The following is an 11825-nucleotide window of genomic DNA, read 5'->3' as shown; positions in this document are numbered from 1 at the left end:
GCCGATGCCGCCGGTCGTTCGCCTGTTCAAACGCGGTCCCCAGCCCCCGGCGGCGGAGGCGCCGCAGTGGGATCTCGAGGTGCGCCCGCGACGGGCGGTGCGCACCGCGCGCATCGTGGCGGCGGTGATCGCGGTGTTGTTCGTCCTGGCCGGGGTGCTGTCGAGTAATTCGGCGACCGGCGTGAACTTCCGCGGGGCCGACCAGGTCGCCATCATCTGCTTCGGGCTGTTGCTGGCCGGTGCCGTGCTGCTGCTGACCCGGCCGCGGGTGCGCGTCGGGCCGCAGGGCGTGGTGGTCCGCAACATCCTGGGCGACAACGAGTTCCGCTGGGCCGATATTCGCGGCGTCGCGATTCCGGACAAGAAGGCCTGGGCACGGCTGGAATTGGCCGGCGACGAATACGTGCCGATGCTGGCGATCCGCGTCAACGACAAGGATCACGCCGCCCGCGCGATGGACCGCTTCCGCGAACTCGGCGCGAAATACACCGCCGCACAGCAGGACTGAGCCGTCAGCGGGTATCGCCCAGGACGATGCCCTCCCGCCGCGGATCGGCCCCGCCGATCCAGCCGCCGTTCTCGCGCTGCAGAGCGCTGAGGCCGCTGGACTGCGGGTCGACCGAGACCTGATGCCCCATCTCGCGCAGCTTCTGCACCAGCGGGTCGTGGGCGCCGTTGTCGGTGGCGTCGATCGCGGGATGTTCCCCGCCGACGCCGGTCACCGGTGTGTTCGCCGCGCCGAAGGCCACCTGGGATACCGCCTGCTGCGGGTCCAGCTGCCAATCCAGAAGTCCCACCAGCGCTTTCACGACGAACTGGATGATCACCGAACCGCCGGGCGAACCGGTCACGTCCACCAGCTGTCCGCGTGACCCGTCCGGCGCCCGATCGAACACCAGCGTGGGACTCATCGAACTGCGCGGTCGCTTCCCCGGCTGTACCCGGTTGGCCAGCGGCGTACCGGTTGCATCGGCGGGTTCGGCGCTGAAGTCGGTGAGCTGATTGTTCAGCACGAATCCGTCGACCAGATGGAACGATCCGAACGCCGATTCGACGGTGGTGGTCATGGTGGCGGCGTTGCCGTACCGGTCCACGACGGAGATGTGGCTGGTGCCGTGTTCGGGTTGCTGCACGCCGGTGCCGAGCGGGACCGGACCGAAGTCACCGGGCTTCGCGGTGCCCATGGCATGGTTCGGATCGATGAGGGCGGCCCGCTGCTTCAGATAGTCCTTGTTCACCAGCGCGGCGGGTGAGCCGCCGGGCATTGGGACGAAATCGGGGTCGGCGATGTACTTGTCGCGGTCGGCATAGGCCAGCCGCTCGGCCTCCGAGATCAGATGCACCGCTTCGGCTTTCGGGGTACCGCCGTTGCGGTCGAGACGGTCCGGGGGCAGGCCGGCGAGATCGAAGTTCTCCAGAATCCCGAGGGTCGCGGCGACGGTGATGCCGCCCGAGGACGGATTGGGCATCCCGCAGATCCGGTGGGTGCGGTAGTCGGTGCACAGGGCGGTGCGTTTCTTCGCCTGATAACGGGCGAGATCATCGAGCGAGATCTGCCCCGGGGTACGGTCACCGCTGGTGGTCGCGGTGGCATCGACGATGTCGCGGGCGACCGCGCCGGTGTAGAAGGCGTCGGGACCGTCGGAGGCGATGGCGCTCAACGTCTTCGCCATGGCCGGATTGGCGAGGTGGAAGCCTCGCGGTTTGGGGGAGCCGTCGGGCTGCAGGAAGTACTGCCTGGCATTCGCGTCCCGGGCGAGGTCCGGGGCAGACTGCGCGATCTGGCTCGCCATCCGGGCGCTGATGTCGAAACCGTTGTCCGCCAGCGAGATCGCCGGATCGAACAAATCGCGCCAGGACTGCTTGCCGTGGTCGCGATGGGCCGCCTCGAGCAGTCGCAGCACACCCGGCACGCCGATCGACCGTCCGCTGGCGCGCGTATTCGGTTGCGGCACCGAATGATCGGTGTCGCTGATCCAGCGCAGATAGTTCTCGGTCGCGGCGGCGGGCGCGACCTCGCGCCCGTCGTAGGCGTCGACCGATCCGGACGCGGCGTCGTAGTAGAGCAGGAACGCGCCGCCGCCGATGCCGGAGGCCTGGGGTTCGACCAATCCCAGGACTGTCTGCGCGGCGATCAGCGCATCGGCCGCGGTGCCGCCGTCGGCCAGGACCTCGCAGGCGGCGTGGGTAGCCAGCGGGTTCGCGGTGGAGACCGCGAAGGTGTGCGTGCGCACCGGGGTCATACCGCTGCGATAGCCGGTGGCGATCTCGGGATTGGTGGCCAGATTCGTCGCCCCCGCCGCGGGTCCCGCCACCGCGGTGATCGGGGTGCCGGCCGGACCCTCGACGCAGCTTCGGCCGGCCTCGGAGGTGGTGGACGAGCAGCCCGTGAGCAGCCCGGTGATCAGCAGCAGGACGACGCTCGCGCCGCCCAGAATCGCTCGCGTGCGCCTCATGCAGGCACTTTAGCCCGCGTCGGCCCCACCACGCGGGGTGTCGTTCCCATACCGGGTAACGTCGAGCCGCCCCGACCTCGACCAAGGGATCACCCGACCGATGAGCGAGACACCAGCACAGACGCACCTGTCCGCGGAGGACAGTGGCTATCACAAGAGCCTCAAGCCGCGGCAGTTGCAGATGATCGCGATCGGTGGCGCCATCGGCACCGGCCTGTTCCTCGGCGCCGGCGGACGGCTGGCCCATGCGGGGCCGGGACTGTTTCTCGTGTACGCGGTATGCGGTGTCTTCGTCTTCTTCATCCTGCGGGCGCTGGGCGAATTGGTCCTGCACCGGCCCTCGTCGGGGTCGTTCGTCTCCTATGCGCGCGAGTTCTACGGGGAGAAGGCGGCTTTCGTCGCCGGCTGGACCTATTTCCTGAACTGGTCGATGACCGGCATCGTCGACACCACCGCGATCGCCACCTATCTGCACTACTGGGGCGCGTTCGGCGCGATCCCGCAGTGGGTGCTGGCGCTGATCGCGTTGTGCCTGGTGCTGAGCGTGAACCTGATCTCGGTCAAATGGTTCGGTGAACTCGAGTTCTGGGCGGCGCTGATCAAGGTCGTCGCCCTGGTGTCGTTCCTGATCATCGGTATCGTCTTCCTCGGCGGGCGATTCCGGGTCGACGGGGCCGCGACGGGTCTCGGATTGGTCGCGCACTCCGGTGGCTGGTTCCCGACCGGGGTGCTGCCGCTGGTGACGGTCGCCTCGGGCGTGGTGTTCGCCTATGCCGCGGTGGAAATGGTCGGCACCGCGGCGGGGGAGACCGAGAATCCGCAGCAGATCATGCCGCGCGCCATCAACTCGGTGATCCTGCGTATCGCGGTGTTCTATGTCGGCTCGCTGATCCTGCTGGCGCTGCTGCTGCCCTACACCGCCTACCACGCCGACGAGAGCCCGTTCGTCACCTTCTTCACCAAACTGGGTGTGCCGCATGCCGGTTCGGTGATGAACCTGGTCGTGCTCACCGCGGCCTTCTCGAGTCTCAACGCGGGTCTGTATTCGACCGGACGCATTCTGCGCTCGATGGCGGTCAACGGCAGCGCCCCGCGTTTCACCGCGCGGATGAACAGCCGCGGTGTGCCCTACGGCGGCATCGTGCTGACCAGTCTGATCGCCCTGGTCGGCATCTGGCTCAACTACATCGTGCCGGCGCGCGCGTTCGAGATCGTGCTCAACATCGCGTCGCTGGGCATCCTGTCCTCGTGGGCGACGATCGTGCTGTGCCAGCTGGCGCTGTACCGGCGCTGGCGGCGCGGTGAGCTGGAACGGCCCGCGTTCCGCATGTTCGGCGCCCCCTATACCGGCATCGCGACCCTGGTGTTCCTGGCCGCGATGCTGGTGCTGATGGCCTTCGACCACCCCGTCGGCACCTGGACGGTGGCGAGTCTGGTGATCCTGATCCCGGCGCTGATCATCGGCTGGTTCGCCGCCCGCTCGCGAGTACTGGAGGTGGCGCGGCTGCGGGAACCGCCCGAGGACGAGCAGCCGGCCAAGCGCTCGGAATCGGTCCCCGTCGACGACTGACCGGCCCTCGGACCGTGCCGCCGATCCGAGGCCCGTACGGTCACAACGAGGTTGTGCTGCTTCGCTTTTCGCGCTCCTCGGCGATGCGGCGCTGCGCCTCGGGCCATTCGATCGGCAGGTCGGCGGCCGGGACGGACCAGAAGACGAACGTCGATTCGCGCATCACCGTGCGGGCGCGCACGATGGCCGAGGCGTGCGGATCGGTCCGGGCGTAGGCGCTGATCGCCGCCTGGTCCGTCCAGGCCGACAGAGTCCAGAACGTGCGGCGGGTGAGATCGGCCTTCAGGGCGATGCCGAGTGCGCCGGGGGAGCGGCGGGCCTGGCGCCGCAGCACGATCGAGGTCGCGAGAAATCCGGGGACGTGCCGCAGTGACCGGACTTCGAGCCGCGAGGCCATGATCTGGACGGTATCGGTGGTGGGCCGCTCGACAGTGACCCAGGGCAGTGTGGGCATGGCGGTGAACTTTCGACGAGTCGGAGTGTGGTGCTGTCGCCTGCCCAACATCGCACGCCCACGCAATCTTGTCAATGACAAGATTGCGAGGTGATCCGGCTCAGGCGCGCACGCTGCGCTCCGCACGCACATGCCAGCGGCCGTCCTCGGTGCGGGTCAGCCGGATGGGATGGTCGAAACAGGTGCTGATATTGCTGCTGGTCAGCACCTCGTCCACCGGTCCGCTCGCGACGCAGCGTCCCGCACGCAGCAACAGCACGTGGGTGGTGGCCGGGGGCAACTCCTCGAGGTGATGGGTGACCAGAACCGACGCCAGTTCGGGATGGGTGGCCTGCAGCAGATCGATGCGGTCGATGAGCTGTTCCCGGCCGCCGACGTCGAGTCCGGTGGCCGGTTCGTCGAGCAGGAGCAGCCGCGGTTCGGCGATCAGCGCCCGGGCGATGAGCGCGCGGCCGCGCTCGCCTTGGGACAGCGTGGGCCAGCGAGCGTCGCGGCGATGGGTCAGTCCCATCAGTTCGATGAGCCGATCCGCCTCGGCCTCCTGTTCCGGCGTCGGTGACCAGCGCTGCTTGATGTCGGCGGTATTGGTCAGGCCGGTCACGACCACCTCGTGCGCGGTGAGCGGGTAGGGCGGATTGTGCCGGGGGTCGACATGGCCGATGGCGGTACGCAATTCGCGCATATCCACCCGCCCCAGCCGATGGCCCAGGACGTGCACACTGCCGTGGGTGGGGTGTTCGAACGCCCCCAGCATCTTCAGCAGCGTCGTCTTGCCGGCGCCGTTGGGGCCCAGCAGTGCCCAATGCTCGCCGGCGCGCACGGTGAGCGACACCGCGGACAGGATCGGATTGCGGTTGCGCACGAAATCTACGGCGTCCACCTGCAGGATGGGGGAGTCGACCATGTGCCCACGGTAGCAAACTCCTCAGACAAGCTGATAGGTCGCGAAGCGCACACGAAACGCCGCGAATATCGGGCAACCGTCGACCGGTCGGTTTGTGCCCACAATCGGGTCGGTCGGTTCGATCGAGTTGCCGGAAAAGTGATGTGGATCACGATTGGCCGCTACCCTTTTCCCACCCGGTGCTCGTGCGGAATCACAAGAGATCATCCCGCGACGAGATGCCGTGGCCAGAAAGGCATCTCGACCATGAGCTCGACCTCGACAGCAGCCGCTCCCACCCTGCTCACCGGATTGTGGCGGCGAAAACTACCGCACTATCCCGACACTCCCGCCCGCTCCTGGTACCTGACGCTCGTGGTGATCACCTCGATCGTGCTGTACTACCAGCTCTTCGTCGCGGGCGCGGTCGGCAATCAGCTGATCGCGTACTTCCACCTCTCGTTCGCCTATTTCGTGTGGATCTTCATCATCGGCGCGGCCTTCGGCGCCGCGGCCTCGGTGGCGGCGGGCCTGCTCGACCGCTGGGGACGAGCCAATATCGTGGCCTACGGGGTGGTGATCTGTTCGCTGCTCACCCTGTTCGCGCTTCCGGCGACGACCACGAAGATGGCCTATCTCGTCGTCTACTGCGTGGTGAGCGTGGTCGAAGGCGCGGTGCTGGTGGCCACCCCCGCGTTGATCCGGGACTTCTCACCGCAGCTGGGCCGTGCCTCGGCGATGGGATTCTGGACCCTGGGGCCGGTGATCGGCGCACTCGTCACCAGCGAGATCACCGCCCGCACCCTCGACAGTCATCCGGACTGGCAGTTCCACTACCGCCTGTGCGGTGTGATCAGCTGTGCGGTCGCCGTGGTCGCGGTGATCGGATTGCGCGAACTGAGTCCGCGCCTGCGCGATCAGGTGATGGTGAGCCTGCGGGATCGGGCGCTGGTCGAGGCGCGGGCCAAGGGCCTGGACGTCGAGGCGCTCGAACGCGGGCAGTGGCGGCAGATGATGCGGGTCGACGTGGTCGGCTCCGCCCTGGCCATCAGCATCTTCCTGGCATTCTTCTACACCATCGTGTCGTTCCTGCCGGTGTATCTGGCGACCAACTTCGGTTTCACACCGGCCCAGGCCAATGCACTGGGTAACTGGTACTGGATCGCGAACGCGGTGGCGCTGGTGGTGACCGGCATCGTGTCGGACATCCTCAAGGTGCGCAAACCGTTCATGATCCTCGGCGCCCTGATCAGCATCGCGGGGCTGTACGTCTTCCTGGGCTACACCGATCATCCCGATACCGGGTACTACTCGTTCGCGGGGGTGATGACGGTCATCGCGGTCGGCGGCGGCATCGCCTACGCCACCTGGATGGCGAGCTTCACCGAAACCGTGGAGCGCCGCAATCCGGCCGCGACCGCGGTCGGGCTGGCCGTGTGGGGCGGTGTGCTGCGCACGGTGGTGACCTTCACGCTGTTCGGTCTGCTGATGGTGGTCGACGCGGCCGGACCGCTGGTCAACAACGGTCCGCGATTGCAGGAGATCCAGGCGCAGCACGGAGCGCAGCTGGCGACCATCCAGACCGTCGGCGCCGAGACCATGACGCAACTCGGTCGCAATCCCGCCGATCCCGCCGCTCAGATGGCCGCGCTGACCAAGCTGACCGGCGCGTCACCCGCCGACATCCAGGCCACCATCGCGTTGAACGCGCGCTATCCGCAGGAGCTGGCGACACTGCAGGCCGTGGATCCGGCCACGCTCGGTGCTCTGGCGGTGAATCCGAACGACGCGCGGGCCGCGGGCGCCGCGGTCGGTCAGGTGGCGGCGAAATTCGGCATCAGCCCCGCCGAAGCGGTGGGGCGGCTGACCGCAACCCAGCAGATTCCGCGCGATCAGCTCGCGGTCGCCAGTACCGTCGGCCCGAAACTCGTGACCGCGCAAGCGCAGTTGCAGGCGGTGGCCACCGTGCCGGCCGATGATCTGGCCTATGTGGCCGAACACGGCGCCGAGGTGAAGCAGGCGGCCGCCGACTCGCCGGTGCAGTGGCGGCAGTGGTGGTGGATCTGCCTGATCGCGCAGGTGCTGTTCCTGCCCTTCGTCTTCCTGATGGCCGGGCGCTGGAGTCCGAAGCGGGCCGCCGCCGATGCCGCCGAACACGACCTGCGCGTGCGACAGGAACTGGTGGCGCTGGCGGAAACCGAGGCCGGGAAGGAGGCCTCTGCAGCGGAATCGGCGGCGGGGGAAGCGGCGCCGCCTGCCGCGCCGGCGCCTGCGGGGTAGTTCCGCGACGTGAATCGAGGTCCGGAACGCGCCTGCCGCCCGTTCCGGACCTCGAGTGCGCCCAACGGCACAGACGGATGGCTTCGATCGCCGCGGTTCAGCATCCCAGCTGGTCGGCCAGGTCCTCGAAATCGGTTGCGTTGATATCGAATTCGCCGCTGAACGCGGTGTCGGCCAGGGCCGGATCGCCGAACTCGAGCGGCCGCGCGACGAAGGCGGTGCGGAAGCCCAGGGCGGCCGCGGCCCGGATGTCGTACTTGTGGCTCGCGACCATCATGATCTCGCCCGGCTGCGCGCCGAGATAGTGCGCGGCCATGCGGTAGGTGCGGGGATCGGGTTTGTGCGCACCTGCCATCTCGGCCGTGAACACGGCGTGCCACGGGAAATCGCAGTGCCGGGTGATGCCGACGACCGCGTCGACGTCGGCATTCGACAACGTCGCGAGGGTGTAGCGGCGTCGCAGCCGGGTCAGGCCGGGCACCGCGTCCGGCCACGGGTCCAGGCGCTTCCAGGCGGAATTCAGTTCGGCGCGGGCATCGGAGGGCGCATCCATACCGCGCTCGGTGAGGAGTTCGTCGAGTGCCGCGCGATAGATCGAATCGACACTCACCCAGTGGTCACCGACCGCGGCGGTGCCGCGGAAATATGCTGCGCGCCAATCGTTCACGAACGCCGACCAGTCCCGGCCGGGATAGCGCTGCCCGAGCGTCGCCGCAGCCGCCGCGACCACGGTGGAGTGAAAATCGGTGGCGGTGCCCTGCACGTCGAACAGCAGCGCCTTCGGCCGGTCGTTCATGATCGCGATGGTAGCTGCGGTCGTCCGGCGAGCCGCGCGGCCGGGCGGTGCTATCGCCCTCGTAGTGTGATCTGGATAACATTTGTTCCGGGGGTCGACGTCGGAGACGTGGGTCCGCGCCGCGGAGAGTGGTGCCGTCGGTGCGCGAGCCTCGGATGGGAGCGAGATCATGCAGACCCGTACCGATGAGATAGCCGATCGGATCTACCGGATATCCACCTTCGTGCCCGAGGTCGGGCCGACCGGGTTCAGCTTCAACCAATTCCTGATCGTCGACGAGGAGCCGCTGCTTTTCCATTGCGGCATGCGCGCGCTGTTCCCGATGGTGAGCGAGCAGATCTCTGCGATCGTGCCGGTGGAACGGCTGCGCTGGATCACCTTCGGCCACGTCGAGGCCGACGAATGCGGGGCGATGAATCTGTTCCTGGCCGCCGCGCAGCAGCGCAGGTGGCGCACGGAATTCTCGGTTGTCAGGTGTCGATCGACGATCTGGCCGACCGGCCGCCGCGCCCGCTGGCCGACGGTGAGGTCATCGAACTGGGTGAGCGGCGCGTCCGCCACATCGACACTCCGCACGCACCGCACAACTGGGAGTCGCGGGTGCTCTACGAGGAGACCACGGGCGTGCTGTTCTGCGGTGATCTCATGACCCAGGTGGGCGACGGGTCCGCGCTCACCGAATCCGATGTGGTCGGTCCGGCCGTACTCGCCGAGGACGTCTTCCGAGCCACGTCACTGGGCCCCGCGGTCCCGGCCGCCCTGTACCGACTGGCGGAGTTGAATCCGGCGACGCTGGCGGTGATGCACGGCTCCAGCTTCGCCGGCGACGGCGCCGCCGCACTGCGGGCACTGGCCGCGGATTACGAGAGACGCTTGCTTCCAGCCTGATCGGTTCCGGATCGGAGCGACCGAAGGCCGCGCACGGGTGTACGCGACCGCGACACCGGGTATGCCGAAGGCGCGCCGAGCGGCGGGTGTGGCCCTAGACTCGGCACACACATTCGACGGAGGTGATCGGCGGTGCATCCCCAGGATCCGCGTGAGCAGCACACCACGCGGTACGAAAGCGGTTATCAGCCGGGCGGCTATCAGGACCCCGCCTACCGGCAGGATCCCGCTTACTACCAGCAGGATCCCGCTTATCAGCCCTACCGGGCGCCGGGCGGGCAGCAGCCCGCGCCGCGGCGGCGGCCCGAGGTCAACGTGGGCATGTTCGCGGGCGGGGTACTCGCCACCGCGATCGTGACCGCGCTGGCGGCCTGGCTGTGCGCGTGGATCATCGACGTCATCGCCACCCGCGCCACCGAGAGCGGCAAGTTCGGGGTCTGGAACCCGATGGCCGAGCAGGGGTACTGGTTCGCGGTGGTGGCCTTCTTCTGCGCCCTGCTCGCCGGCGTGCTCTGGTATCTGCTGCATCTGGGCACGCCGTCGCCGGATATGTTCTTCGCCTGGATCGTCGGGATCCTCATCGCCGCGGCGGTGGTCATCCCGCTGACGCTGTCCAGCGACATCTGGGTGGGAGTGACCACCGCCATCGAGCATCTGGTGATCGGCCTGCCGATCTTCAGCCTGACCCGCACCGTCGGGGCGAAGAGCCTGGAACGGCCCTAACGCGGCAGCCGGGCCATCGCGAGCCCGGCCGCGCGGCCGGAGAAGATGCACCCGCCGAGGAAGGTGCCTTCCAGGGCGTTGTAGCCGTGGACGCCGCCGCCGCCGAAGCCGGCGACCTCACCCGCGGCATACAGGCCGGGGAAGGGTGAGCCGTCGGAGCGGATCACCTGCGAGTCCAGATTGGTCTGCAATCCGCCCAGCGTCTTGCGGGTCAGCACGTTGAGCCGTACCGCGATCAGCGGACCGTGTGAAGGATCGAGAATCCGATGCGGCGCCGCGACCCGGCCCAGTTTGTCGCCGAGTGAGCGACGCGCGTTGGCGATCGCCATCAGCTGCGCGTCCTTGCTGTATTTGTTGTCCAGTTCGCGGTCGCGGGCGACGATCTGGTGTTCCAGCGCGGCGACGTCCAGTTGCGGGCCGCGCGCGATCTCGTTCATGCCGCGCACGAGTTCGGGCAGGGTGTCGGCGACCACGAAGTCCACGCCGTGCCGCTTGAACGCCTCGACCGGGCCGGGCGCGCCCTTGGCGGCGCGGCTCTTGAGCGTGAGTTTGAGGTCCTTACCGGTGATGTCGGGATTCTGCTCGGAACCGGAGAGGGCGAATTCCTTCTCGATGATCGACTGGGTGAGTACGAACCACGAGTAGTCGTAGCCGGTGTCCAGGATCGCCTTCATCGTGGCATTGGTGTCGAAACCGGGGAAACACGGTGCGGGCAAACGCTTTCCGTTCGCGTCGAACCACAACGACGACGGGCCCGGAATGATGCGGATGGCGTGATCGGGCCAGATCGGATCCCAGTTGTGAATGCCCTCGGTGTAGTGCCACATCCGGTCGCGGTTCACGATTCGCCCGCCGGCCGATTCGGAGATCGCGAGCATGCGGCCGTCGACATGGGCGGGCACGCCGGAGATCATGGTCTGCGGGCAGGGGCCGAGCCGTTCGGTGGGCCAGTTCTTCCGGATCAGTTCGTGGTTGTGGCCGATGCCGCCGGAGGACACCAGGACCGCCGGGGCGCGGAATTCGAACTCGCCCACCGTCGTTCGCGACGAGGCCACGCCACGGTCCAGTTCGCTCGGTTCCAGGACGCTACCTCGCACGCCCACCACCGCGTCGTCCTCCACAATCAGATCGTCGACCCGGTGCCGGAACGCGAATTCCACCAGCCCGCGCTGCTCGGCGGCCAGTACCGGTTCCAGGAAGACGCGCAGCACCTCCGGGCCGGTACCCCAGGTGAGGTGGAAGCGCGGCACCGAATTGCCGTGCCCGTCGGCGGTGGCGCCGCCGCGCTCGGCCCAGCCGACCAGGGGCGTGACCCGCAACCCCAGATCGTGCAGGTACCGACGCTTTTCTCCGGCGGCGAACTCGACGTAGGCGCGTGCCCACCGGCGCGCCCAGTGGTCTTCGTCGTCGCGATCGAATCCGGCCGAACCCAGCCAGTCCTGCCAGGCCAGCGCGAAGGAGTCCTTGATGCCGAGGCGTCGCTGCTCGGGACTGTCGACGAGGAACAGTCCACCCAGCGACCAGAAAGCCTGCCCGCCGAGATTGTTGCGATTCTCCTGGTCGAGGACCAGTACCCGCCGTCCTGCCCGGGTCAGTTCATAGGTGGCCACCAGTCCGGCCAGCCCGGCTCCGACGACGATGACATCCGGCTGTTGTGACGGCGCCACGGGTACTCCTCCGCGTTCGGGCGATTTGGATACATTCGTGTATCGAACGTGTTCAAGGTAGCAGATTCGAGCCGTCGCGAGCCCGGCTCCGCCATATCTGTCGGTGGC

Annotated in this window: 9 protein-coding genes and 1 pseudogene; 5 read left to right on the top strand and 5 right to left on the bottom strand. The window is 68.0% G+C overall.

Translation table 11 applies throughout. The annotated features are described in order from the left end of the window. The first annotated feature begins 4 nt into the window (after window positions 1–4). Window positions 5–508 carry a PH domain-containing protein gene (locus A5780_RS34100; RefSeq protein WP_082940439.1) on the top strand — a complete coding sequence of 168 codons (504 nt, stop codon included), beginning with the start codon at window positions 5–7 and terminating at the stop codon, window positions 506–508. Window positions 509–512: 4 nt separating this feature from the next. Here the strand turns inward: A5780_RS34100 and ggt are convergent, their stop codons facing one another. Then, a complete protein-coding gene (gene ggt / locus A5780_RS34095; RefSeq protein ID WP_064911102.1) occupies window positions 513–2456 on the bottom strand; it encodes a gamma-glutamyltransferase in 1944 nt (647 codons plus the stop codon). Window positions 2457–2556: 100 nt separating this feature from the next. On the opposite strand from ggt, the gene A5780_RS34090 reads away from it, so the two are divergent. Then, on the top strand, window positions 2557–4026 hold the full coding sequence (locus tag A5780_RS34090) for an amino acid permease (RefSeq protein ID WP_064902663.1): 1470 nt from the start codon (window positions 2557–2559) through the stop codon (window positions 4024–4026). Between the two features lie 40 nt (window positions 4027–4066). Here A5780_RS34090 and A5780_RS34085 read toward each other — a convergent pair whose 3' ends face one another. After that, window positions 4067–4480 carry a DUF3291 domain-containing protein gene (locus A5780_RS34085; RefSeq protein ID WP_064911101.1) on the bottom strand — a complete coding sequence of 138 codons (414 nt, stop codon included), beginning with the start codon at window positions 4478–4480 and terminating at the stop codon, window positions 4067–4069. A 100-nt stretch (window positions 4481–4580) separates the two neighbouring features. Then, a complete protein-coding gene (locus A5780_RS34080; RefSeq protein ID WP_064902662.1) occupies window positions 4581–5384 on the bottom strand; it encodes an ABC transporter ATP-binding protein in 804 nt (267 codons plus the stop codon). A 246-nt stretch (window positions 5385–5630) separates the two neighbouring features. Here A5780_RS34080 and A5780_RS34075 point away from each other — a divergent pair, with 246 nt between their 5' ends. Then, a complete protein-coding gene (locus A5780_RS34075) occupies window positions 5631–7643 on the top strand; it encodes an MFS transporter (protein WP_082976878.1) in 2013 nt (670 codons plus the stop codon). Between the two features lie 97 nt (window positions 7644–7740). Here the strand turns inward: A5780_RS34075 and A5780_RS34070 are convergent, their stop codons facing one another. Beyond that, window positions 7741–8439: a haloacid dehalogenase type II gene (locus A5780_RS34070; protein ID WP_064911100.1), complete on the bottom strand. Its 699-nt coding sequence runs from the start codon at window positions 8437–8439 to the stop codon at window positions 7741–7743. Window positions 8440–8608: 169 nt separating this feature from the next. On the opposite strand from A5780_RS34070, the pseudogene A5780_RS34065 reads away from it, so the two are divergent. Both A5780_RS34065 and A5780_RS34060 read left to right on the top strand, forming a co-directional pair. Next, window positions 8609–9327: pseudogene (locus tag A5780_RS34065) on the top strand (MBL fold metallo-hydrolase). 132 nt (window positions 9328–9459) lie between these two features. Next, entirely contained in the window at window positions 9460–10050 is a 591-nt protein-coding gene (locus A5780_RS34060) for a hypothetical protein (RefSeq protein ID WP_063013352.1), read from the top strand. Here the strand turns inward: A5780_RS34060 and A5780_RS34055 are convergent. Next, window positions 10047–11717: an FAD-binding dehydrogenase gene (locus A5780_RS34055; RefSeq protein WP_064902660.1), complete on the bottom strand. Its 1671-nt coding sequence runs from the start codon at window positions 11715–11717 to the stop codon at window positions 10047–10049. The two genes, A5780_RS34060 and A5780_RS34055, sit on opposite strands and share 4 nt — an antisense overlap. Window positions 11718–11825: the final 108 nt, after the last annotated feature.

This window comes from Nocardia sp. 852002-20019_SCH5090214 (assembly GCF_001665865.1).
GTDB lineage: Bacteria > Actinomycetota > Actinomycetes > Mycobacteriales > Mycobacteriaceae > Nocardia > Nocardia nova.
This window is presented reverse-complemented; position numbering and strand designations above follow the sequence as displayed.